At 61.8% G+C, this 23,954-nt stretch carries 16 protein-coding genes and 2 pseudogenes; 9 read left to right on the top strand and 9 right to left on the bottom strand.

Going from position 1 to position 23,954, the window contains the following annotated elements:
- Positions 1–139 precede the first annotated feature (139 nt).
- A complete protein-coding gene (locus QRN51_RS17110) occupies positions 140–1,519 on the top strand; it encodes a purine-cytosine permease family protein (RefSeq protein ID WP_284991036.1) in 1,380 nt (459 codons plus the stop codon).
- Positions 1,520–1,989: 470 nt separating this feature from the next.
- Positions 1,990–2,709, top strand: a complete 720-nt coding sequence (locus tag QRN51_RS23390; RefSeq protein ID WP_350224999.1) for a molybdopterin cofactor-binding domain-containing protein — start codon at positions 1,990–1,992, stop codon at positions 2,707–2,709.
- A 523-nt stretch (positions 2,710–3,232) separates the two neighbouring features.
- Here QRN51_RS23390 and QRN51_RS17105 read toward each other — a convergent pair.
- Positions 3,233–4,810, bottom strand: coding sequence for a helix-turn-helix domain-containing protein (locus QRN51_RS17105; protein WP_284991075.1), 1,578 nt, complete (start codon positions 4,808–4,810; stop codon positions 3,233–3,235).
- Positions 4,811–4,966: 156 nt separating this feature from the next.
- Between QRN51_RS17105 and QRN51_RS17100 the strand changes: the two genes are divergently transcribed.
- Positions 4,967–7,021 (top strand): hydantoinase/oxoprolinase family protein, encoded by a 2,055-nt coding sequence (locus QRN51_RS17100; protein ID WP_284991035.1) that lies wholly within the window; start codon positions 4,967–4,969, stop codon positions 7,019–7,021.
- A 4-nt stretch (positions 7,022–7,025) separates the two neighbouring features.
- Positions 7,026–9,032, top strand: a complete 2,007-nt coding sequence (locus QRN51_RS17095) for a hydantoinase B/oxoprolinase family protein (RefSeq protein WP_284991034.1) — start codon at positions 7,026–7,028, stop codon at positions 9,030–9,032.
- Positions 9,033–9,421: 389 nt separating this feature from the next.
- On the opposite strand, the gene QRN51_RS23385 is transcribed toward QRN51_RS17095, so the two are convergent.
- The 8 genes and pseudogenes from QRN51_RS23385 to QRN51_RS17065 all read right to left on the bottom strand — a co-directional run bounded on the left by QRN51_RS23385 (position 9,422) and on the right by QRN51_RS17065 (position 16,886).
- Positions 9,422–9,550 carry a hypothetical protein gene (locus QRN51_RS23385; RefSeq protein ID WP_350225001.1) on the bottom strand — a complete coding sequence of 43 codons (129 nt, stop codon included), beginning with the start codon at positions 9,548–9,550 and terminating at the stop codon, positions 9,422–9,424.
- A gap of 236 nt (positions 9,551–9,786) precedes the next feature.
- A pseudogene (locus QRN51_RS23380) lies at positions 9,787–9,873 on the bottom strand (hypothetical protein); the annotation flags it as partial.
- Between the two features lie 106 nt (positions 9,874–9,979).
- Positions 9,980–10,320, bottom strand: a pseudogene (locus QRN51_RS23375) (thiolase family protein).
- 115 nt (positions 10,321–10,435) lie between these two features.
- Positions 10,436–11,527, bottom strand: a complete 1,092-nt coding sequence (locus QRN51_RS17085) for a 3-hydroxyacyl-CoA dehydrogenase family protein (RefSeq protein WP_284991032.1) — start codon at positions 11,525–11,527, stop codon at positions 10,436–10,438.
- Positions 11,528–11,543: 16 nt separating this feature from the next.
- Complete coding sequence (locus QRN51_RS17080) at positions 11,544–13,055, bottom strand: aldehyde dehydrogenase family protein (protein WP_284991074.1); 1,512 nt, start codon at positions 13,053–13,055, stop codon at positions 11,544–11,546.
- Between the two features lie 2 nt (positions 13,056–13,057).
- Positions 13,058–14,260 carry an acyl-CoA dehydrogenase family protein gene (locus tag QRN51_RS17075; RefSeq protein ID WP_284991030.1) on the bottom strand — a complete coding sequence of 401 codons (1,203 nt, stop codon included), beginning with the start codon at positions 14,258–14,260 and terminating at the stop codon, positions 13,058–13,060.
- 42 nt (positions 14,261–14,302) lie between these two features.
- Positions 14,303–15,496 (bottom strand): CaiB/BaiF CoA transferase family protein, encoded by a 1,194-nt coding sequence (locus QRN51_RS17070; RefSeq protein ID WP_284991029.1) that lies wholly within the window; start codon positions 15,494–15,496, stop codon positions 14,303–14,305.
- 31 nt (positions 15,497–15,527) lie between these two features.
- Positions 15,528–16,886, bottom strand: a complete 1,359-nt coding sequence (locus QRN51_RS17065; protein WP_284991028.1) for an aminotransferase class III-fold pyridoxal phosphate-dependent enzyme — start codon at positions 16,884–16,886, stop codon at positions 15,528–15,530.
- 119 nt (positions 16,887–17,005) lie between these two features.
- On the opposite strand from QRN51_RS17065, the gene QRN51_RS17060 reads away from it, so the two are divergent.
- The 5 genes from QRN51_RS17060 (at position 17,006) to QRN51_RS23475 (ending at position 23,561) form a co-directional block, all read left to right on the top strand.
- Positions 17,006–18,445 (top strand): PucR family transcriptional regulator, encoded by a 1,440-nt coding sequence (locus QRN51_RS17060; protein WP_284991026.1) that lies wholly within the window; start codon positions 17,006–17,008, stop codon positions 18,443–18,445.
- A gap of 399 nt (positions 18,446–18,844) precedes the next feature.
- Positions 18,845–19,999 carry an alcohol dehydrogenase catalytic domain-containing protein gene (locus tag QRN51_RS17055; RefSeq protein ID WP_502870874.1) on the top strand — a complete coding sequence of 385 codons (1,155 nt, stop codon included), beginning with the start codon at positions 18,845–18,847 and terminating at the stop codon, positions 19,997–19,999.
- Positions 20,000–20,034: 35 nt separating this feature from the next.
- Positions 20,035–21,522 (top strand): flavin-containing monooxygenase, encoded by a 1,488-nt coding sequence (locus QRN51_RS17050; protein ID WP_284991025.1) that lies wholly within the window; start codon positions 20,035–20,037, stop codon positions 21,520–21,522.
- Entirely contained in the window at positions 21,519–22,520 is a 1,002-nt protein-coding gene (locus QRN51_RS17045; protein WP_284991023.1) for an alpha/beta hydrolase, read from the top strand. Before QRN51_RS17050 ends, QRN51_RS17045 begins: the two co-directional genes overlap by 4 nt.
- 795 nt (positions 22,521–23,315) lie before the next feature.
- On the top strand, positions 23,316–23,561 hold the full coding sequence (locus QRN51_RS23475) for a zinc finger domain-containing protein (RefSeq protein ID WP_502870873.1): 246 nt from the start codon (positions 23,316–23,318) through the stop codon (positions 23,559–23,561).
- Positions 23,562–23,954 lie beyond the last annotated feature (393 nt).

Genomic DNA, 23,954 nt, shown 5'->3' with positions numbered 1-23,954 from the left:
CAGGACTTTGTGAAGGTCGACGATTACGAGGGTGTGCGGCACGTTCCGGGCTCTAAGTTCAGGCGGCGCTTCCCCACCCGGATCCATGCCGTGACTATCCGTCTCCGTCCCGTTGCTTTTCTCTCCCGTAGGAGCATCCATGTCCGTTACACCCGATCAGACGACACCGTACTCGTCGTATGTTCTTCCCCCTCGGCAAAAAGTCAGGCGGTGGTCCCTCACAATGGCGTGGTGGGCCTTGTTCTCCGCTATGTTCTGGATTTACATCGCAGTAGCGTCCGCGGGCGCCGTCGGCGTTCCAAACACGATCATCGGCATGCTGTTGACCATCGCCACCTACGGCGTGATCAATATGGTGCTGACCAAATTTGCTGCAAGGACCGGGCTCTCCGTGGAGGAATTCTCCCGAACCCTTTTTGGGCTTGTCGGTTCAGCTCTGGCTACATTGATCTTCGCCGCAACTGCCATCTATTACGCCGTCTTTGAAGGATCAATTATCGCGGTCGCCCTTGAGAGCTTCTTCGGTGGCTCGAGAATCATGTGGTACGCCATAGTGGTGGCCTACGCCATCCCGCTAGTTGCCGGCGGGGTCCAGAACTGGCTGGACAAGCTCAACGGCTTCCTTCTGCCCCTGTATCTGGCCGGCCTGGTGGCCGTTGTTATTGCTGCCACAGTCATCCGAGGTGTACCCACCGATTGGATCGGCCACGCAGCAGTCGCTTCGCCCTTGCCTGGCTGGGTTACTTCTTACCTAATTTACATGGGCGTATGGGTCGTGATGATGTACACCTTCGATTACGCGCGCCTTGGCCGCCAGCAAGACGAAAAGTTCCACGGCACCGTTACCTTCGGCTGGGTCTTCTATGCGTTCACGTTCGGCCTCAACGGTCTCATCGGTATTTACATCATGAGCGCCTGGGGTCTGCAGGCCACGGAAACCGGCGTTGTCCAGGCTTTCATATCCTCCCTCGGCTTCTTCGGACTGCTGGTCATCTTCATCTCCCAGACGCGCATTAATACGGCCAATTACTATCTGGCATCCCTGAATCTGGGGGCTTTCATGGAGCGCGTCTTCAACCTCCGCCTTCCACGATTCGTCTGGGTGCTTGTCTCCGGCACCATAGCTTTCCTTTTCATGCTGACCGATGTGCTCTCGTACCTCCTCAAGGCTCTGGCGTGGCAAGGTGTCTTCGTCACGGCGTGGGTCGCCGTCGCCCTGGTATACATCGCTCTCCACCGCAACGCTCCAGGCGTCTTCCCCGAAGTCCGCCCCGAAATGCTCAAGCCCATCTCCGCTGGCGCAGTCGCCTGGCTCGTGGCCTCAGGAACGGGCATCTTCTTCACGGAGCAGACTGCTTCACCCTTGGCAGCCCAGTTCGCACCGCTGATCACGGTCGCGTTGGCCGGCGGCTTGTACTACGTCGCGCACCGTCTGCAGGCTTCTCCCGTCATCAGCGCCATTGATGCCGAAATACTGGCTGCAGATTCGCACGACGACAAAGCTGTGGCACACCTCTGATATGTAGGTCTAGTTGTCAATAGCCGCGAATGAGCGGCTCCTGGGTTGTGGTTCCGGGGGCCGCTCATTTTGTGTCGGTCGGGCATGGGCGGATTGGTGGGTGCGGGCCGATTTCGACAGGCAGTGTCAGGCCCCAGGATAATTAAGGCGACCGGGTGTGGTGGAGCTGCTTTGGTTGCGGCCAGAGCAGACCTGCGGCCCGGCGTCTGTGCTAGCCGTTTCGGGCGGGTGAAGTAGGGGCCGGGGTCGTTGTAGAGTTCGCCGGCTCTGAGCATGTTCCAGACGACAATCAGGATCGCCTGTTCAGCGGCCGCGAGGGCTTTCATCGGGCCTCACCCGGGCGCCAGTCGCCGTATTTTGCACCGAAGTGCATCTTCTTTCATCGCGACAGGGCCAACGCTGCGATTCCCAGGTGCTTTTGAAGTAGAGGTCTCGTTTCTGGTTTGTCGGGTTCTACGAAGTGGGTTGCCGTGTTCGGAGACACGCGTTGCCCGCTGACTGGGACTCGGCAGGAAGAAATGCTCATCGCCCCGGCACGGGACAACACCGAGATCAATTCCAGGTCCGCAATCGACCCCGAGGGGGAGGGAATCATCGGCTGCGAAGCAACCGTCCTCATGGATGCCGGAGCCTACAGCGGGGAAACCGGATTCCCGACCTCCATGATTTCGTACACTCTGGGCGGCGTCTACGAATTGGAAGCCGTTTGGCTAGCATCCCAGGCCATTTACACAAATATCCCCCCAGCCCGCTTCTTCCGCTCCCGCAATGGCGTATATAGCAGTTCTGCTCTGGAGCGCACACACACAAGCGATCCTTCGGACCGTCGGAATGGCCCTAACGGAGTTCAAGAAGCTCAACGTCGTCGTGACGGCCTCCCAGGGCCATTGGCCAGCGCAATGACGGCAACATCGTGGGGCCGTTCTGACCGACCACATCTATACCCTGAGTGCTGCAAGCACCACGTCCCGCCGTCACACCGTGGTGGATGGGCGCCTTCCGTACGGTCGGCCGTTCGGCGGAGCCAAGGTGGCGGGTGGCCGGTTCGCCTTTGTTGGTCCGACACCAGCACCGCGAACCTCACCCGGACGGCGGCGTCACAGTCGTTACCTCAGGTGCGGAAATCGGCTCCGGTTCGCAGATGCAGAGCATTCTGTAGAGCGTCTCCCACACACGGGGTCTCAATGTGACACGCATGGCATGTAGCGCGCCGCATGCGCCGGATTGCCCGGGGCATCGTCCGATGCGACCGTGACTTCCGGCGACACCGTTTCAAGGACCGCCCACAAGAAGACCTCGGAACTGCACAAATTTGCAGTGGACGTATCCGGGTCCCGGAAAGCTGCGCACCGGCGTTGTCCGCGTTGCGTTGCTGCACCGGAATTATCCGGACGGGTAGCCGGCTGCGAGGTCTGGCAGCCAGTGCGATCACCGCCGCGTTCGACCACGCCCTCGGCCAGTTCAGTCCCACGCACTGTCGACCGGCTCAGCAACAGCCCCAGGCCAAGAGCGGCCTTCGGCATCCAGAGTAAGTGCTCGCCATCGCCCGGGTTCGCTGAAATTTGTTTTGCAGGAGAACCCGATCATGCCATTTACTGACCGGGTGCACCGCTCGGCCACACGAAGCGTGCCGACGACAAATGTCGTCGAGAGTGGCAGCCTTTGGCTCAACTCGGGCTCACAAGTCTTGAACGCGCCCGGTCGAGCTGGATGTCAGGCCCTGCTGAGAGCGACGATGTCGTCGTGGTACGCAAGATAGAGGTTGGTAATCACCCTCGCATTTGAGAGCGAGCCCCCTATCAAGCTTTCAACCTTTTTCAACCGGTAACGAATGGTGTTTGGATGAACGAACAGGTCAGCGGCAACCCTGGCCACATCAAAGCCATCTGCCAGATACCTTATGAGTGTTTCTTTGAGTTCAACATCGACGTCTATATCTTTGACGAATGCTTGCAGCTTGCTCTTGTCCTTCGAGGACAGCCTTCGGGCGAGAAGCCATGTTGCTGGATCCACCTCATCCAGTCGCACAATACCGGCAGACAAACCGTGCTCTGAGTGGCCCGCGGCTTTTACTTGCAGGCGGGCAATTCCAGCGGCGGCTTCCGCCTCCCGAAAAGCCTCGGGGGTGGACACCAGATCCTTGTAGGGCTCCGACAAACCCACAACCACAGACCCTTCCAGCAATTCCAGCCAGGGATTGAGTGCAGAAGAGTCGGAGACCACAGCATGAAAGCCGGGAGGACTCTCCGGCGTCCGGCCGTTCTCGGCCAGCAGCAGCCCGAGCCCACTGGTTTCGGCCCGGCGCTGCAGCAGTTCGGGAAAAGCGGGATCCAGTGGTTCGTCGTCGACGTTCGCCGCGACGACGGCACGGACAGGCCCGTAGGGGGTGAACCGAAGTGCGCGCATGCGTTCCCATTGCCTGAACTCGCGGGCCACCGGGATACCGTCCTGGAGCATGGTCAGTAACTGCATGCTTTCGTGGCGCGCCCGGGTGTCTGAAAACTGAGCGATCCCCTGAATTGCAGCGAGGAGTCGCTGGGTGGTTTCCAACAGCAGGTCGCCCAAGTCGGTCAGCACCCTGTGGTTCATGCTTGCCACGGCCAATGTGTAGCCGACACCTTTGAGAACCGTGGGACGTGCCATGGCTGCCCACCGGCCGATTTCGATGGTACCGGAATCGTTCTTGCCGGAGCGGATCTCTTTCCACATCAAGTGGGTGGGACCGTCTCCAGATGACTCAACGATGGTCCCGGACTCGTCGTAGAGTACGGCGGTGCCGCGGCAGGCAGTGGCCAGCCTGGCTATGAGCGATTTAATCGGGTCTGCAGCTGAAATGCTCTGCAACAGGTCATTGCTCAGCCACAGGGCGCGCTTTTGCACATAGGCGTCAGGAGCGACCTGAGATTGATTGATGAAGTTCTCTATGCGGTAGAAGGGTACGTCCTTCGCTACCGTGTACAGCGGAAATCCGGCCTGCTTGCATGCCGCTACCAGCTGCGCGGGCACGTGATCAAAATAGACACCGACTCCGAAGAAGACGGCCGCCACGCGGGCCTCCCGCAATTCGTCAACCAGCTTCACGGCGAGTAGATGTTCCCGTTCCGCGTTCACAAACCTCAAACCAGTGGTCAGGAGGATGCTGTTCGGCTCGAGCCATTCGGCCGGGTTGTGGATATCGCTCGTGTGGGCACTGGTGATGACCGTGCCCGGGTTCCCCGGGACGACCGGTGACAGTCCGAGATGCCCTTCATTGACGACGTCGCTGAGTGTGACGGGTGGCTTGTCAGACATCAAGCCTCCTAGGCGAAATGGCGGGAAACAGCAGAACTGAAGGCTGCCTGTAATTTCTACAACAGACCTTCCCGATTATTTTACTTCCGCCAGTGACAGAGACTCACATCACAGCGGAAGGTTGTTCCTACCCAACCACCTATCTGGAGGAACTAGATGTCCAATGTCAGAGTCGCCGTCGACGTGGGCGGCACATTTACAGACGTTTGCATTTTTGACGAGGATACGCAGAGCATGCGCGTCACCAAGGTGCCGTCCACCCCCGCCGATCCCATGCTGGCGATCCTGAGCGGAGTCGAGCGCGCCGAGATCAACCTCGAAGATGTCACTCTTTTCTCGCATGGCACCACTGTGGCCACGAATGCACTGATCACCCGAAACTTTCCTGCCGCGGCGATGGTCACCACCAAGGGTTTCCGGGACGTCATCGAGATCCGAGACGGAACAAAGGACGATCTTTGGGATGCTTACAACGACGTAACGGGGCCCTACATCCGCCGCCGCGACCGATTCGAAGTCACCGAGCGCATCGATTTCGCCGGAAACGTCATCACCCCCCTGGATGAAGTCGAGGCACGCCGCCTGGCAGCCGTGCTGCGCAAGCGCGGCGTCGCAACAGTCGCCGTCTGCTTTATCAACTCCTACGCCAACCCGGAACACGAAATCCGTATGCGAAAGATTCTCGAAGAGGAGCTCCCTGACGCCACAGTGTCGACGTCGGCCGAGATCCTTCCCGAGATTTTCGAGCATGACCGCTTCAACACCGCGGTTTCCAACGCAGTCTTGGGGCCGCTGGTATCGGGTTACGTAAACCGTCTTGCGGATGAGCTCAAAGACGGAGGATACGACGGCGACCTGCTGCTCTTGCATTCAGGCGGCGGTTCCATGACGCCCCGCATGGTCAAGCGCTACCCAGTCCGCCTGGCGGCGTCCGGTATCGCTGCAGGAGCCATCGCGGCGAAGCACATTGCCCAGCAATGTGGCTATGAAAACGCTGTTGGTCTCGACATGGGTGGCACCTCCACAGACATCGCGCTGGTCTCCGATGGTGAACTTCGAATCACCAAGGAATGGCAAGTTGAATATGGTCACCCGATCGTCTTCCCCAGTATCGAAGTCCTGACCATCGGGGCGGGCGGCGGTTCCATCGCACACATCGACATCGCGGGTTCACTGCGCAACGGACCACAGTCCGCCGGCGCTGATCCTGGACCGGCCTGCTACGACATGGGCGGTACACAACCCACTAACTGTGACGCCAACGTTCTCCTGAACCGGCTCGGCTCCACCCTCGCCGGCGGCGCCAAGACGCTGGACCGGGGACTCTCCGAAGCAGCGATCAAACAGGTTATCGCCGATCCGCTTGGCATGAGCAAGGAAGAGGCTGCCCACGCGATCCTCCAGGTCGCGAACGCCAACATGGCTGACGCCGTTCGTCTCATCTCCATCAGGCGGGGCTACGACCCCCGGGACTTTGCGCTGATTGCCTTTGGCGGGGCAGGAGCCTTGCACGGCGCCGAGGTGGCCAAGGAATTGAACATTCCCACAGTCGTCGTTCCGCCGAACCCTGGTGTGACCTCGGCCATGGGATGCCTCCTGGTCGACATCCGCCACGATCTGTCCTCCATGTACACTGCCTTGGCTGCGGACGCCGACCCCGAAGACTTGGAAGAGCACTTCAGGGCGCTGGAGGCGGAGGCTTCGGCCCGGCTCCGGCACGAAGGCGTATCCGAGGAGAACTCGGTACTGCAGCGCATCATATCCATGCGTTACCAGGGACAATGGCGTTCCCTGGCCGTTAACATCGGCGCTGGAGAGGGCGCTCTTGAGGAAGCGATTCAAAGCTTCCATCAGCAACACGAGCGCGAATTCGCCTTCCACCAGGACGATCAGCCTGTTGAGATCTACCAGCTCCAGTTGTCAGCCATCGGCAAGACGCCCAAGCCAACATTCGTCCCGGCGAGGGTGCGGGTATCGGAGCCCGGCGAGCCCGAGTCCATTCGGCCCGTTTACTTCGGCGAAGACGGTTGGGTGGAGACCCCCGTATATGACCGCACGAAGCTCGGCGCCGGCGCCACGTTCGCCGGTCCGGCCATCATCGACCAACTGGACTCCACGACGGTTGTTCCGCCACGCACCACGGCTGAGATCGACGACTGGCTCAACATCCGAATCCACCTCACCGAATTCAAAGAGCAGCAGGAAGGCTAACCCCATGACCGACGTAGCCACAAGGCCGGATCTGCACGCTGCACATTCCGGCGTCCGTCAGGCTTCAGGGCTTGACCCTGTGACCTTCGAGGTGCTGAAAAATGCCTTCGTCACCAGCGTGGACCTGATGAGCGAGCAGATCCTCAGAACCTGCTACTCCTTCGTCATCTACTCCCGCGACTTCTCGTCCGCCCTGTGCGACGCCCGAGGAAATACTGTTATGCAGGGAAGCGGCGACATCGCGGTGCATGTTGGCACGTTGCACTTCCAGTGCAAGGCCATCATCGAAGAGTTCGGACAGGACATCCATCCTGGCGATGTCTTCGCCATCAACGACCCTTACAGAGGCGGAACCCACTTCAACGACGTCAGCTTCATCCGCCCGATCTTCTCCGACGGGGAAATCATCGCGTACGCCCAAAATAAAGGACACTGGGCCGACATCGGAGGCAATGTTCCCGGCTCCTTTGACGTGAACGCAAAGGAGCACTTCGGCGAAGGCCTGCGCATCACCCCGGTCCGGGTTTGGAGCAAGGGCACATTTCTTCACGACGTCGCGCAACTCCTCGTGTCCAACACCAGGGCTCCGCGACAGGCCATGGGTGATCTCCATGCCCAGTCAGAAGCTACGGCCGCGTGCGAACGGGAAATCCTTCGACTCGTGGGCAAGTACTCCAAGAAGACAGTCGTGGCCGCGATGCAGGAGACTCAGGACTACGTGGAAAGAATTGTCCGACGCCGGCTGGAGGATCTCCCGCAGGGCGAGTGGGAGACAACCGACTACATCGACTTCGATCCCGGCAAGGGCGAGGGCCTGGTCCCCATCAAGATCAAGCTGACCTTGGATGGCAAGGGGATCCACTACGATTTGACGGGCTCGGCCCCGGCCGTGGAGACGTTCCTCAACTCTGGTTACGGCACGACACACTCCGCTATCTACGCGGGCACCAAAACGTTCTTCCCGGACGTCCCGCTGAACTCAGGTTTCTACGCCGCGGTTGAAGCGATCATCGGCCCTGAGGGAACTGTTGTAAACGCCGGCTGGCCGTATGCCGTAACAGGCTTCTGCTCCGGCCCTTACGAAAAGCTGATGAACGGGATCTTCGAACTCTGGTCTGGCATCATGCCCGACCGTGCCATGGCCTGCGCCTTCAACCTTGAGTATCTCCTGGTCGGTGGCAGGGATGGCCGCACCGCCGACAACCCCTACTTCATGTGGTACGACTGGATGGCCGGCGGTTGGGGCGGGCGCGCCAGCAAAGACGGCTCGAGTGCCACCGCACCGGTGTTCGGCCCGGGTCTCGCCGTTCAGCCGGTAGAAGGCCAGGAGCGGCTTTCCCCGGTCCTTACCACCGTCCACCAGATTGGAATGGACTCCGGTGGCCCGGGTAGGTTCCGCGGCGGCCTCGGCATCGAGAAGGGCGGCATCCTAGTAGATGCCACCAACACCGTGATGAGCTACTGCTGCGACCGGGCGCGGTCCATCACTTGGGGCATCGAGGGTGGATTGCCTTCCATTCCACATGGCGTGTGGATGAACAAGGGCACGGAACAGGAGAGGTTCCTCGGTTCCAACTTCTCTGCTGTGCCCCTGATGTCCGGAGACTCTTTCACCAGACCGTCCGCGGGCGGCGGCGGATACGGCGATCCACTGGAGCGACCCTTTGATGAGGTTCTCGACGACGTCATTGATGACTACGTCTCGATTGAACGGGCAGCCAAGGACTACGGAGTGGTCGTTCGCGAGATCGACAAGGACCTGGACCTGTTCGAGGTGGACGAGCTTGAAAGCAAGAGCCTCCGCGAGCATATTCGGTCCGAAAGGCACGGCTGGCTGGCGACCGATCCTGTACTGATCGCCCAGCTGTACCGGGCAGGCGAACTGGATCTGCTAGACGTCATTCGGCGCCACGGAGTCATTCTGGATTGGGGCTCCGGGGAACTGTTTCCCGAAACAACCTCACAGTTCCGGGCAAGCATGCTAAGGCGCTCTGCCTCACACTGGGGCTGATAGCCCGAAATCCCCGAACCAACGGAATCGCCCGGCACCGAAAGGTGCCGGGCGATTCCGCAATCAGCAGTCAAGTTAGCGAAACGAGTACTCAGCATAGAACCGCAACAGGCGTCTCGGAACAGACAGCCGCTCGGCGAATCCGCGCGCTCTGTAACGGAGTGGCCATGTGGGCGGTCTTCGATCCCGCGTGATCGGCCTGTCGACGGGAGCCCTACTATGGATTCGAGCATCACCGCCGGGGCCTAGAATCCAGCGGCCGTGCGTTGGGCGCTGACAGTGACTTCCTTTAAGACCATGTCTCCTAAGCGGACTTCCACGACTTCACCGGTTCAGTTCTGCCTGTCCGGCGAGGCGGTATTGGAGCCCCTGTTCCGTTTGCTTGAACATCAGCGTTCCAGGAGTATGGCGTCGCCCTGCCATCCGCCTCCGCAAAGCGCTGCCGCCGCTCGTCTTGTACCGCGGGGATGAGTGCGTGTACTGCCGTGACTATAGAACCGGGCGCCAGACGCGCCGATTGGAAGGCCTCTTTGATCTCCCCCAGATCGAGGTCAGCCTCCCATGCTTCACGTTCAGGTACAGTCTGGATGGCCCTGGCAGGCTTGTCGGGAAATGAGGTATCCGCACCGGCGATTTGTGCATGGGCCCGCAAGACCGCCAAGATTGGCAGCCCGAGCAATTGGGCGGTCTCCCGCCAGGTGAACACGAGCGCTACAGCCCCGTCAATCAATGGTGACGCGTTCCTTGCCGTCGCCGTTCCCTCCAGAGAGAAAGCAGGCTGCAGCCGGGCAAGGGGCTCGCGCGAGGTGTCCGGTTGTCGATTGCCAGTGTCCCATGGCATCGTGCGTGAATGCGTCCGTCAGTCCTTCGTGTGCCGCGGCGTCAGAAACGTCCAACCCACCACATGGATTCCGGCGCGGGTCGGGGCAGGAGGCGAGGAACTTGGCTCATTGACTTCTGTCCCCGGCGACGACGACTGTCGCGTCACCTACGCAGAGCATCCTCGCGGCCTCGATAATCGCGGACATCCCGGAGAGGCAGACCTTGTTTACAGTGATCGCTGGAGCCGACAACGGCACTCCTGCAGCGACTGCGCTCTGACGGGTCGAGTTTTGACCCGTGCCTGACTGAAGCACCTGTCCCATGACGACGGCGTTCACCAAGAAGGGTCGATTCCGGCTTTGGTCAGCACGCCGCCAATGGCTGCTCCTCCCAGATCTACGGCAGATACGGTGGAGAGCTGACCGAGGAACCGGCCGTGAGCCGTGCTGGAGGCGCCGACGATCACGACGCCATCTGGACTGTCTTGGCAGGCGCTTTCATCTGGTTTCGTACGCGTACTCCGCAATCGAGGCGTTGGCTGCGTTGGCGTGTTCGTCCTTGGCCGCTCGATGGGATGTGCGTCACGACAGGCATGCCAGGCCAGTCGGGGGAAAGTTCGCACCAAGGACCATGCAGCGATCGATGTCACCGGGCGTTGCGGCAACGCCTTCGTCGAGCATTAGCTGGACCTCTTCGGCTAGCGCGTCTCTGACCCGACGGCGGATGCGGTCAGGGTCTGTTCCGTGCGGCTCCGAAGGCAGAGTCAAAGCGGTGGGGTGAACTGCGCCCTCTTCATCGAAGAAGCTGGGCAACCGTGCCTCGACGACCGAGGAAAGCGCGGCCGATCGGTGGAAGCGGTCCGGGTAGGCGCGATGCAGCGTATCAGAGATGTGCTGCTGAACGGCGGGGCCGATGTATCCGATCAAAGCCAGCGGTGTCATGGGCAAACCCCAGGGATCCAGGGCGCGGTCAACATCGAGCGGGTGGCTTCCCTTGTCGATCTCGGCGAGGACTTCCGAGAAGATCCGGGTCAAGATGCGATTTACGACGAATCCGGGTGTGTCCGAGACGTGAACTGCGGTCTTGTCGAGCTTGGTGGCGAGGTCTCCGGCATCCGCGACGGCTCTGTCTGACGCGAAGGGGGTGCGGACCAGTTCGAGCAGTGGCAATGCGGCCACGGGATTGAAGAAGTGGAATCCGAGGACGCGTTCGGGGTGCTTGAGCACCCCGGCCATGGCAGCAACCGACAATGAGGAGGTGTTCGTGAGCAGGAGCGCGTCCGGTGCGACTGACTCCTCGAGTTGTCGAAGTACAGCTTGTTTAGTGCTCAACTCCTCGAAGACTGCCTCGATGACAGCATCGCAACTTCTGAAGTCCGCAGGATCGGTGGAGCCATGGATGAGCCCTGAAATCTCTGCTGCTTCACCCGTCGCGAGTCGGCCCTTGGCTTCCTGGCGGTTGAGGCGATTGCGCATCTCATCAAGTGCATTGGTGACGCGACTTGCAGAGACGTCGCTGATGAGAACCGGAACACGGAGCTTTTCGGCGGCGAGCAGGACAAGTTGGGTCGCCATTCGTCCGGCCCCGACTACCCCAAAAGACTCGATGCTTCTCTTTGTCCCGGGACTGCTGGATGAATCATCTGAAGAGATGCGTGACAGTGTTTGTGACATGATCCTGGTTCCGTCCCTACCCTCGTAGGTAGACCGTAGTCGTGTGTGTAAAGAATTCCTTAGCCGCGGAGCCTTGTTCCTTGGGTCCGGAGCTGCTTTTCTTGGCCCCGCCAAACGGCACGTGAGGGTCTGAGCCTGCGGATTCCGAATTGATGTGAAGGATGCCTACGTTGAGGGCGTCAATCGCTTCCAGTGCTATGGCCATGTTGCGGGTGAACAAGGATGCGGACAGACCGAACTCGGAATCCTCCGCCCAAGCGAACGCTTCGTCTGTTGATGCTGCCCTACGGACTGCCAGTACCGGGCCGAATAGTTCCTTGCGCCACGCGATGTTCGCAGCGCCCACGTTTCCGCGAGGAAGTTCGAGCACCGTGGGTGCGAGAAAGGCGCCGTCCGTGCCGGCAAGAGGATTAGCCGAAGATGTCCCGGCGATGGCTTCGGCTCCCGTTTCCATGGCGATGGTGATGTCATTGAGAATCGACATGCGGGCTCCCTCGCTGACCAGCGGTCCCATGTGGACGGATGGTTCTGTGGGGTTTCCGGTCTGCCAGTTTTCGAGCCGGGCCTCGAAGCGCTCTAGGAACTCGTCGGCGATGGAATCGGCGAGGATGAGGCGGGACGTTGCCGTGCACTTCTGCCCCGTTGATCTGAATGCTCCGAAAAGCACCTGTTCCGCGGCCAGGTCAAGGTCTGCGTCTGGGAGCACCATGGCGGCGTTCTTGCCGCCCATTTCGGCTTGCATGGGCAACCCGCGCAACGCCGCCTCGGCGGCCAATCCACGTCCAATGCCTGGCGAGCCGGTGAACGTTATCCCGTCAAGACCCGGACTTCGCGCGAGGTCCGTGCCGATTGAGCCGGACCCAATGATCATGTTGAGGACGCCGGAAGGCAGGCCGGAATTGGCCAGAGCTTCGGCCAAACGCATCGCAAGGAGAGGGACGGTTGAGGCCGGTTTCCACACCACGGTGTTCCCGTACACGAGTGCCGGGGCAATCTTCCATGCCGGAATTGCAATCGGGAAATTGAAGGGGGTGATGACGCCAATTACGCCGAGCGGTTTCCGCGTAATGAGAATACGTTCGCCGCGTCGCGGTGAAGCGTAGTGCTCTCCGGCAACCCTGTCGCCTTCGTTGCCGTAGTAGCGCAGAATCTGTACCGCGCGCAGCACTTCCGCTGTGCCTTCCGCAAGTGTCTTGCCTTCCTCTCTCGAAAGTTCCAGACCCAAGCCGGACGCCTGCTCTTCCAACGCGGCGGCGGCGCGGATGAGCACGGCGCCCCGTTCATGAATCGGTGTGCGGCTCCATTCCGGCTGTGATGCGCGGGCTGCGCTCATCGCGCGTTCCAGATCGCTAGCCAGGGCCGTCTGCCCTTCGGCGACCAGTTCCTGCGGGCTGGCCGGATTCCGGGAGGCCAGGCGCTGCCCGTCGCCGACGACCCACCTGCCGGCTATCAGGAGCTTAAGCAGTGCGGGAGCCTCGACTTTGCCGGCGGATCCGGTGTTCCGTGCGGCGCTGCGTTCCGCGGCCATGGTCACCGGAAGGCACCTGTCCCGGTGAGCTTTTGGCCGAGGATCAGGGTGTGGACTTCATCTGTACCTTCGTATGTCCGCACAGATTCAAGGTTGTTGGCGTGGCGAAGGGGGGAGTAGTCGAGGGTGATCCCGTTTCCGCCGAGGATCGTTCGGGCCTCGCGGCAGATCTTGATTGCTTCCCGGCAGTTGTTGAGCTTGCCGACGCTGATTTGGTGGGGCTGCAATTTGCCGGCGTCCTTGAGCCTGCCGAGGTGCAGGGCGAGGAGGAATCCTTTGTTGATCTCCAAAGCCATATCCACGAGCTTCTGCTGGGTGAGCTGATAGCCAGCAAGACGCCGGCCGAACTGGAGTCGCTCCTTGGAGTAGTTGAGCGCGTCTTCGAAGGCGTCCCTGGCTGCTCCCATCGTGCCCCAGGCAATGCCGTAGCGCGCTTCGTTGAGACACGCGAAGGGGCCTTTGAGGCCAGTCACGTTCGGTAGGACTGCCTCGGCGGGAAGCCGCACCTCATGCAAGTTGATTTCGCATTGGATCGAGGCGCGCATCGAAAGTTTCGGTTCGATCGGAGTTGCCTTAAAACCCGGTGTGTCGGTTGGGACAACGAAGCCGCGCACCCCGGACTCCGTCTGGGCCCAAATGATGGCGACCTGAGCGACATTGGCTAGTCCGATCCAGCGCTTGGTGCCGTTCAGGATCCAGTCTTTACCGTCTCGGCGGCCAAAGGTGGTCATGGAGGAGGGGTCTGAGCCAGCGCTGGGCTCGGTGAGTCCGAAGCAGCCGATCGCCTCCCCGCCAGCCATCCGCGGGAGCCATTCGTCCTTCTGTTCGTCCGAGCCATGTTTGGCGATGGCCGTCATGGCCAGCGATCCCTGCACTGATACGAACGTCCGAAGCCCGGAGTCACCGGCCTCGAGCTCGGTTGCGGCGAGGCCGTATTCAACTGCCGACTGCCCGGCGCATCCGTGACCTTTGAGGTGCATGCCGAGCAGGCCCAGCTTGGCAAATTCAGGCACGATTTCGAGGGGAAACCTGGCCTCCTCGTACCACCTGGCGATGTTTGGTTTGATCTGCTCTTGGACAAACGCCCGGACCCGGTCGCGCAGGGCGAGCTCCTCGCCGCTGAGTAGTGTGTCGAACGAAACCAGGTCGGAAGGATCCACGGTGGTGGAATCGTGGATGCCTGCGGAAGTGGGGGCAAGGGTCATGATGGTCCCTCCTGGGCTTGGTGACTAGGGGTTGGTCTGCGCTTATAGATTGTCGTCAGTGTTCCCGGTCCTGGGGCTGCGTAGCCAGCTCAGTACGTTGTGAGTGTGTTCGCCGAGTGCGGGAGGTGCCTGGGTTCGTTGGGGCAGCGGCGGCGTCCACGTTATGGGGTGGCGGATCTGGTGCCCGACGATTGCGCCGTCGGCGTCGTGCACGGCGATCGTCGGAGCAAGACCCAGTTTCTCGGCGTACTCAAGGCCCTCTCCAATGCTGGCAACCCGCCCTGCCGGGACCCCGGCTGAAACCAGTTTGTCCTGCCATGTTTGGGCGCCGGCGACAGACAGCCCGGCTTCGAGCAGGGGGACGAGCTCTCGGCGGTACCTGACACGCGCTGAGTTTGTCGCGAATCGCGGATCAACAGCGAGCTCCGGGGAGCCGATTGCCTCGCATAGCCGCGCGAACTGACCGTCGTTGCCTGCAGCCACAGCCAAGGGATCGTCAGCAGTTGCCAACAGCTGGTACGGGACAATCGACGGGTGGTCGTTGCCCATACGCTTTGGCAGCACCCCCGCCCCCAGATACGCCTGGCCTTGGTTGGCCAGTGCGCCTTGAAGGCTTGAAAGCAGGTTGACTTCGACCCGGCGGCCCCGCCCCGAGGTGGTGCGGGCGGAAAGGGCGGCGAGGATGCCTATGGTGGCATCCTTGGCAGTCAGCACATCAACCAACGCAACACCCACTTTGAAAGGGTCCCCTTGGTGGTCGCCGGTGATGCTCATGAGCCCACCAAGGGCTTGGACGATGAAGTCATACCCCGGAAGATTCCGTCCGCCGCCGGAACCGAACCCGGAGATCGACGCATAGACGAGCCCAGGGTTCTCTTGCGCGAGTGCCTCATAGCCGAGGCCTAACTTCTCAATGCCGCCTGGTTTGAAATTCTCGACCAGCACGTCGGCCCGGCAGGCTAGCTCCCGGGCGAGGGCTTGATCGTCGGGGTTATTCAGGTCAAGGACGATCGATTCCTTGTTCCGATTCACGCTCTCGAAGTAAGTTGCCCCTGTCTTCGAGGACGGCGGGGACCACTGACGGGTGTCATCGCCGGTGCCCGGCCGCTCGACTTTGATGACCCTGGCTCCAAGATCTGCAAGGGTCATGGTGGCAAGCGGGCCTGCGAGCACGCGGGAAAAGTCTGCGACCAGGATCCCGGCGAGGGGGGCACTGGAGTCTGTTTGCGCGTTCATCGTTCTCCTGAGTGCCACCCTCCCGGAACACTCATGAGAGCACCGAGCGAATGGATGCCTCCAGCACGGCAAGTCCTTCGTCAAGAACGTCAGCCTCGATCCCGAGCGGCGGAAGCAGCCTGATTACGTTGCCGTTCGTCCCGCATGTCAATGTCAGTACGCCGTGGGTGTTGGCCTTCTTGGCCGCGGCGACGGCAAGGTCCCCGCGGGGTCCCGCGTCGTCTCCGAACTCGATGGCCATCATGGCACCCCGGCCACGAACATCGGAGACACCCTCCAAGGTCAGCAGCGGTTCGAGCCTTGCTCGAACCGCGGCCTCCACGCGTACGGCGTTCTCAAGAAGGGTGCCGTCTCCGAGGAGTTCGAAGACGGCCAGCGCAGCCTCGCACGCGACCGGGTTGCCGGCATAAGTTCCACCCAGGCCTCCGGTATGGACGGCGTTCATCAACTCGGCCCGTCCGGTGGCAGCGGAGAGCGGCAGGCCTGCTCCGAGTGCCTTTGCCGTGAGCGTGATGTCGCCGGCGATGCCCTCGTGTTCGGAGGCAAACAATTTGCCTGTGCGGCCCATACCGGCTTGGATTTCGTCGATGACCAGGACGATACCGTGGCGAGTGGCGATTTCGCGCAATCCGGCAAGGAAGCCTTGGGCGTGGACGATGAACCCGCCTTCTCCCTGAATGGGCTCGATGACCATCGCAGCGAAGGTCTCCGGCCCGTACTCGGCAAGAATCGCCTCTACGCCTTTGAGAGCGGAAGCGGGACCATTCGGGGAGCTGTGAGCCGGTGCAGTCGGACCCCGGAAGACAGATTCCGGGAACGGACCAAAGTTGAGCCGGTAGGGGTTCTCCTTGGCGGTCATGGCCATCGTGAGCTGGGTGCGTCCGTGGTAGGCCTCGTCAAAGACAAGGACGTTGGGGCGTCGGGTGGCGGCGCGGGCTATCTTGATGGCGTTCTCGACCGCTTCCGCACCGGTCGAGAAGAGGGCGGTCCGCTTGTCGAAGTCGCCGGGGGTGTTCTCGTTGAGCCACCGGCAAACGTCGACGAACGACGAATATTCCGTGACCATGAAGCACGTGTGCGTAAACCGCTCAAGCTGGGCGGCGGCACGTTTGGCAACCCGCGGGTTCGCTGCACCAACGCTCGTCACGGCAATGCCGGACGCGAAGTCGATGATGTGGTTTCCGTCAACATCAACGAGCATGGCGTTGAGCGCCCGGTCGATGAATATGGGCTGCGTTATGCCGAAGGCATCCGTAACGTGTCGACGACGCTCGGCCTCCAGCTCACGGGAACGAGGCCCGGGGAGTTCAGTGAGCAAGCGGCGGGCTGCCGCTTGGACGCTGGCAGGGTCATTGACGGGGCTAAGGGCGATTTCTGGCGTGACGGTCATAGGTCCTCCTCGTGTAGTAAATTCCACGATAGGGACGCACACTCCCGCTGTCTTTGGATGATCTATCCAGGATCAGAGGCATGCATGACGGAACATACAAACGGTCTTATGATTGGCGCATGATCACCCTCGCCCGACTTGTTGCAGCAGCACAACGCGACCTGGTGCCGTTCTGGCCGATCCCGCTCCCCCGCGTCGAGCTCTCCGGGGTTCACGTGTCCGAGCTCGAGGACCCCACAGTCTTCCTCTATGGTGGCGAGCTACTCCTGACCGTCGGACTCCAGCTGAGTGGCCTGGACAGCGCCACCCGCGCCGACGCTTGCACAAACTATGTTCGTCGCCTCGTCGACGGTGGAGTTGCCGCCCTCGGCCTTGGTCTTGGCTCAGGTCATGCCATGGTGCCGGATGAGCTTCGAGCTGCGTGCACCGAAGCCGGCCTTCCACTGCTGACGGTGCCCCGCGAATCACCCTTTCTTGCCGTTTCCCGAGCGTACTGGGAACTTGTTCGGCAAGGCGGGGAGGCGGAGCTAACGGCGCTGCTCGGGCTGCAGGTGGCCCTGACGCGCGCCGCGGCCCAGGACGATGCCGAACCGGAAATCGTCCGCGAACTCTCCCGTGCGCTCGGCACTTGGGTTGCTTATCTCCCGGAGGGCGACGGTTCACCCTCAACGGCCGCCACAAGCGGCGAGCTGCCCGCCGGCCTGCTGGCGGATCTGGTCCGAGAATCGGCCAACCTCCGGACGGCCCGGCAGGGAGCCACAGGAAACATCCAGCTCGCATCCGGAACCGCCGCCCTGTATCCCGTCTCCAGTGGCCCTGCCGCCTCCGGCTATCTCGCTCTGGGTCGAAGTGGTCAGCTTGCGGCAGCAGAACGCCACCTATTCCTGACTGCTTCGACCCTCCTCGCCGCAAGGGCGGCGGGCCAGCGGCACGCAGCCGCGGAACGCCGTCGCGCGGAAGGCATGCTTGCCGCGCTCGTTCTCGAAGGGCACGACGACGCCGCACGCCTGTTGGCCAAACAGATGGAGTCGGATCCTCTGCCAGAGACAGCATTCCTGGTCGCGCTCCCCCGTGTTGAGGGTCTGGCAGCACAATTGCATCAGTACGGTCTGGTGCTTGAACGGCAGGATGCCCTGTTCGTCCTCCAATCGGCTTCGGGCACCCGGCCCCTCCTCCCCGCGGGCGTCCGGGGAGCATGGGGTGGCCCTATGCCCTTGCGGCGACTACACGAAATTGCGGCCCAAGTCGCCGAGGTGGCCGCTTCAGCCCCGGCCGACCAGCTGGTGCGGGTCGGCCACGGGCTCGATCTGCCAACAGATGAATGGGTGGACAAACTTAGCGCACATCCGGGCAACTTGCTTGAAACCGTCCGCGCCTACCTTGCGCACCGAGGCCAATGGGAGGCGGCGGGGCGAGAACTCGGTGTCCACAGGAACTCGATTCGATACAGAATCGGGCAAGCCAGCGAACTCCTCGGCGCCGACCTGGACGATCCGGATGTGGCAGCCCAGTTGTGGCTGGCGCTAAGGGGACGAACGCAGAGCTCTGGCATGAGCTGAGGACGAATGGTGCCCCTACCCTCTTCGAGACGGGGCGCTTTCCCCTCGTAATCAGCTCACGCCGGAGCACGGGTGTCGGCAGGCCTTTGGAGCGGCATAGAGCATTGGGCGTTGTTCCCTCCTTGGCGGTGGGGCGGGGCGCATTTTCCGGTTAAGTACGCCCACGGGGGTTCGGGTGTTTCCCTCCAAATTTGACAGTTCGTACAAAGGTTTCATCGCTTTTTGACGTTTCGTATCATGACCGGTGGCGCGCGGATGCCTACGCTCGATGGACAGTCCTTTGTTGGAAACCTTCCATCTGGATAAGCATCTGTCCCCGGAGAGCGGTGGAAGCCGCACATCGCATCTTGCGAAGTGCGGCTGCACTCCATCGTTCCTCCCGTCATTGAGAGGACGATCGTGACGATCGAAGATATAAGCCCCGTAGCCGAAACAGCGCGCCGTACAAGGACTATCCGCGGTGCGGTCCTCGAAGCCATCGGGGCGAACCGCCCGTACACGAAATCCCGCCCCATTCGAGTGGGCGACGTGGAGCTTGAAGAACCGGGCCCCGGCGAAATCCTGGTGCGCATTGAGGCCGCTGGAGTGTGCCACTCCGATCTTTCGGTGGTCAACGGAAACCGGCCGCGCCCGGTTCCGATGCTGCTCGGCCACGAAGCCGCCGGGATCGTGGAGGAGCTGGGTGAAGGTGTCGATGGCATCTCGCTTGGCCAGCGTGTGGTAATGACGTTCCTCCCCCGCTGCGGGCAGTGCGCCGGATGCCGGTCCAACGGCAGGACGCCCTGCGAGAAGGGCACCGCCTCCAACACCGAAGGAACGCTGCTTGGCGGTTCGCGCAGGCTCTCCAGGGACGGGCAGACGGTGAATCATCATCTGGGAGTCTCCGCCTTTGCCACCCATGCCGTCGTTTCCCGTCGCTCAGTCGTGCCCGTAGGAGCCGACGTTCCGGCGCATGTTGCTGCACTGCTCGGCTGCGCACTCCTCACCGGTGGCGGAGCCGTCCTCAATGTTGCCAAGCCCGGTCCCTCCACCCGGGTGGCCATCGTCGGGCTGGGCGGCGTTGGCATGGCTGCGCTGATCACTGCCAAAGCCGTCGGTGTCGAGCACGTCGTGGGAATCGACACGATGCCTGCAAAGCTGGAAGCCGCACTCCGGCTCGGGGCAGTTGATGCCATGAATTCCGAAACAGCCATGGAACGCGGTGAGAAGTTTGACGCTGTCATTGAAGCCGCCGGGCATCCCCGCGCCCTTGAGGCGGCCATCGCCCTCACGAAGCCGGGAGGCATCACGGTAACCGTCGGGCTGCCGGCCCCCGGTCAACCTGCGTCGATCGATCCTCTTGCCCTGACTGCCGAGGCGCGTTCCATCGTCGGCAGTTACCTCGGCTCAGCTGTGCCGGCGCATGACATCCCGATTTACGAGAACCTTTGGCGCTCCGGGCAACTGGCTGTTGAGGGTCTCGTATCAGACACAATCCCGCTCGAGGAGATCAACCTCGCGATGGACACCCTCGACGGCGGCCACGCTCTGCGCCAGATCATCACCTTTTCCTAATCCATAAGACATCCCACCCCTGAGGAGAAAACACCATGTCATCCAAGAACGACCATGTTTATAGCGCCATTGTTATCGGGGCCGGTTTCGGCGGTCTGGGCCAGGGAGCCCAATTCGTCCAGGACGGTCTGGACGACTTTCTGATCCTCGAACGCGGGGCTGATGTCGGTGGTGTATGGCGCGAGAACACCTACCCCGGTGCCGCCTGTGACACCCAGGCGCTCGTCTATTGCTACAGCTACTTCCTTAACCTGAAGGTCTCCCGGATGTTCGCCGGGCAGCAGGAACTTCAGGGCTACCTGCGGTCTCTGGTTGAAGAGTTTGGCCTCGGAAAGCACATCCGCTTCAACCGGAACATCACGGCAACCGAATGGGACCAGGAGCGCCTCCTGTGGACCGTGCACACCACCGACGGCGCTCGGTTCCTGACCCGATCCGTCGTCGCAGCCTGGGGCCAATTGAACGAACCGAACATCCCGGCTTTCCCGGGCATCGAGTCCTTCGAGGGCGAGGCCTTCCACTCCTCCACCTGGCGCCACGACCTGGACCTGACCGGCAAGCGTGTCGCATCGATCGGCTCTGCGGCAACCGCCGTGCAGTATGTCCCCGAAGTGGCCAAGATCGCTTCAAACCTCACGGTGTTCCAGCGGTCCGCCAACTACATCCTCCCCCGCGATCAGTACGTTTTCAGCGACGAGGAGACTGCGGCGTTCCTGGCGGACCCTGAGATCTACCGTCAGAAGCGACAGGAGATCCACGAGTTCCGCGAGGCTGGGTTCGAACGTACCCGCCGGCACACGGCCGCGTCCGAGGAAGGCGTCCAGCAAGCACGGCAGCACCTCGAAGCGCAGGTTGCAGATCCTGAACTCCGTGCCAAGCTCACGCCTGACTACGATTTCGGCTGCAAGCGCATCCTCCGCAGCGATGATTTCTACCCTGCACTGACCCGCGAGAACGTGGAACTCGTGACCGAGAAGATCACAGAGTTCACGCCGAGGGGCATCCTCACCGCCGACGGCGTCGAGCACGAGTTTGACGTCATCATCTACGCCACCGGCTTCAAGAGCCACGCATTCCAGGGGTCGATGCGCGTCGCAGGACGCGACGGGATCCGCCTCGACGAGCGGTGGGGAAACGCACCGGAGGCATATCTCGGCATCACCGTTGACAACTTCCCCAATCTCTTCCTGGTCTACGGGCCGAACACCAACCTCAACCACAACTCAGTGGTGTCCATGCTGGAGGCCCAGCACCGATACATTTCCCAGGCCGTCGAATACCTCGCTGCCGATGAAACGCGGATACTGGAAGTCGACCGCAGCGTTCTCGACAAATTCAACGCCCACGTCCAGGAAGAGCTCGATAAGTCCGCCTTCTCCTCCGAATGCTCCTCTTGGTACAAGAACGAGGACGGCCGAGTCATCAACAACTGGTCCGGGACCGTTAACGAGTACCGGGCCCACACACAGGATCTCCAGCTCGACGACTACCTCCAGCTGGCCGAGACCGGTCCAGGCAAATGACCAACCACGATCCGTTCACCGGAAGGCCCGTTGCTGAGGACGCAGCCGCGGTCTTGGAGGGTTTCCGGGCCTCCGGTGGACGCTCCTTCCACACCTACACCGTGAGCGAAGTGCGTGACCTGTATGAGCGCAGTTGCGCCGCAAACGGCCTCATCGGAGACCCGCTGTCTGCCGTTTCCGACTTCAACGTCGACGACTTCGGCGTGCGCGTCTACGACCCTCAGGTCTCCCGAGGTCCCACCCCAGTCGTGCTGTTCCTCCACGGAGGCGGCTGGGTCATGGGAAGTCTCTCCACCCACGACGGGCTGTGCCGCAGGCTTGCCGCCCTGACCGGCCTGCCAGTCGTGGCTGTGGACTACCGGCTGGCCCCGGAGCACCCGTATCCGGCAGCCATCGAAGACAGCCGCGCCGCACTTCACTGGCTCTTCTCTGCAAGAGAGGTTCACGGCCTGGACATATCCAACGCCGTGCTGGTCGGCGACAGTGCAGGAGGGCAGATGGCCGCGGTCCTGGCCATCGAGAACGCGACAAATAACAGCCCCGTGCACGTCTCGGCCCAGGTCCTGATCTACCCGATGGTGGACCTGACCATGTCCACCCGCTCCTACGCGCGCGTCGGCGAGGGGTTCCCCCTCGTAGCGGACACCGTCGCCTGGTTCGCGGATACCTACTTGCCGGAAGGAACGGATCGAACACTGCCCGATGTCAGCCCCGCCCTCGCGCAGCTGCCCGCCGGGCTTCCACCGGCTTTCGTCATCACCGTGGACAACGATCCGCTTGCCGACGAGGGCGCGAACTTTGCTGCGGCCATGGCGCGGGCCGGGACGGAAGTGCACTATCAGCACCTCCCCGGATACGCCCACGGACTGCTGACTTCCGCAGGCCGTGTCCAGCGTGGAGAACAGAAAGTGGACGAAATCGCCGCTTTCATACGCCGCCGTGCACTAGTAAAGGTCACGGGAGGTGCAAGCGGTTTCGAAACGGTGTGCCGCTTCTAGCACCCGAGCGGCGGATTACCACGACTGCAACCAAGTACCAAGCGCTCACAGCGCAGACGGAAGGCTTTCCCTCAGGGGCCTTCCGTCTGCGTACTGGTCGCTCCTCATGCCGGGCACGAACAGTGCACGCTATCGGTTCAACCAACAGGCCCTAACCTTCGATACCGAGCATCTAAGGTCTCGTAGTCGCTTTCCATGATCAGACAGATCTCATTTCGAAGAGACGCGTCCTGCAGGAAGCCGGAGGATTGAGTCTTTCCGCTCCCGCCTCCGGCCCAGTCGAGCCGGTGCTCCTTCAACCAGAATCCGGCGCGACCGTCGTGGGTCTCGAGTACGTGACCGCCACCGGCCGTATGTCCTCGACACTCGAGGTGCCGATGACGGGGATGGGGTTCCTGACCTGTCGGCCTTGCGGGCCGACTGCTCGATGGAGGAGTGATACGTGCCGGGGCTCAGCCTGCTCTACCGACGAATGCAATAAATCATATTTAATCGCTTCTGAACCCGTACGGCACCCCAGGCGCTGTCACCGCCGGGCCGGGAGCTGACGTCGAAGGGGGTATACCCCCCTTGCAACGGACACCGCTGTAGCTGCAGCCTGGGCCACAGCGGATAATCCTTCTTGATTTCGAAAATAGAAATGAGCTAAAGCGACGGCTGGTATCTGATCGGAGGCAGCCGCGTAGGCCCACCCTATTTGGCCCGGCAGCACGGCAATTTCTCGCCCCAACGACCTTGGCGTCTTCGTCTTAGCGGGGGTGCATAGCTCTTTGAGAATTGGCCTCCAATCGCGAGGTGCCAGACCGGCGTAGGCTGGGGACCAAGAGCGACTATCGAGAGGATGGACAAGTGAGGCAGCCCCGTCAGCCACGCCCGCCACGGGAACCCCGGGTCAAGGAGACTAATAAGCTCACACCCTGCCCCGTCTGCGGCGCCCCGGTAGGCGAAACTTGCTTCCGCCTCGAGACTGGCAAGGAGCTAGGCAAGACCCACCGCACGATCGCAAGGGATGCCGCCCGGCGCGAGGGCAGGTTCTTGTGAAGGGCTCGGGCGGCTGACGGTACAGCCGGGCTAGCCTTGCCCGCGCCCGCTGTGGACCCACAGGGGGTGGAAGCTCGACTGGACGCGGCCCGTTCGGAGGCGGGCCCGAAGGCCCCTCGGCGTCCGCTTGTAGTTCTGGCGGTCCATATCCAGCGGCCACGCCAGCTAGCGTCTTGGCTTCCTATTGATATCTAAGAATCTGGACGACAGTCGAGCCGGGCTTCCGTCAAAGGCACTCCCGTCCGCGCAAGCGGATCCAACGCGGCGTCCACAGCGCGCGCAGCCCAGTTGCTTGTGCATCCTCACCGGATTCGCGTGCAGCGCGGGCACTAATTCAGGGCGCGTCCCGACCGGTGGTCTCCGGAAAGCGCAACGAGTTGCCCCCCCCCATCA

This window comes from Arthrobacter sp. efr-133-TYG-120 (assembly GCF_030209785.1).
Classification (GTDB): domain Bacteria; phylum Actinomycetota; class Actinomycetes; order Actinomycetales; family Micrococcaceae; genus Arthrobacter.
Note: the sequence above shows the minus strand (reverse complement) of the source record. Positions and strands in the feature narration are given on the sequence as shown.

Excerpts from the sequence above, each read along its gene's own strand:
- QRN51_RS17110 (WP_284991036.1), top strand. The coding sequence starts at position 140 with ATGTCCGTTACACCCGATCAGACGACACCGTACTCGTCGTATGTTCTT.
- QRN51_RS17105 (WP_284991075.1), bottom strand. The coding sequence starts at position 4,810 with ATGTCTGACAAGCCACCCGTCACACTCAGCGACGTCGTCAATGAAGGG.
- QRN51_RS17100 (WP_284991035.1), top strand. The coding sequence starts at position 4,967 with ATGTCCAATGTCAGAGTCGCCGTCGACGTGGGCGGCACATTTACAGAC.
- QRN51_RS17095 (WP_284991034.1), top strand. The coding sequence starts at position 7,026 with ATGACCGACGTAGCCACAAGGCCGGATCTGCACGCTGCACATTCCGGC.
- QRN51_RS17085 (WP_284991032.1), bottom strand. The coding sequence starts at position 11,527 with ATGTCACAAACACTGTCACGCATCTCTTCAGATGATTCATCCAGCAGT.
- QRN51_RS17080 (WP_284991074.1), bottom strand. The coding sequence starts at position 13,055 with ATGGCCGCGGAACGCAGCGCCGCACGGAACACCGGATCCGCCGGCAAA.
- QRN51_RS17075 (WP_284991030.1), bottom strand. The coding sequence starts at position 14,260 with ATGACCCTTGCCCCCACTTCCGCAGGCATCCACGATTCCACCACCGTG.
- QRN51_RS17070 (WP_284991029.1), bottom strand. The coding sequence starts at position 15,496 with ATGAACGCGCAAACAGACTCCAGTGCCCCCCTCGCCGGGATCCTGGTC.
- QRN51_RS17065 (WP_284991028.1), bottom strand. The coding sequence starts at position 16,886 with ATGACCGTCACGCCAGAAATCGCCCTTAGCCCCGTCAATGACCCTGCC.
- QRN51_RS17060 (WP_284991026.1), top strand. The coding sequence starts at position 17,006 with ATGATCACCCTCGCCCGACTTGTTGCAGCAGCACAACGCGACCTGGTG.
- QRN51_RS17050 (WP_284991025.1), top strand. The coding sequence starts at position 20,035 with ATGTCATCCAAGAACGACCATGTTTATAGCGCCATTGTTATCGGGGCC.
- QRN51_RS17045 (WP_284991023.1), top strand. The coding sequence starts at position 21,519 with ATGACCAACCACGATCCGTTCACCGGAAGGCCCGTTGCTGAGGACGCA.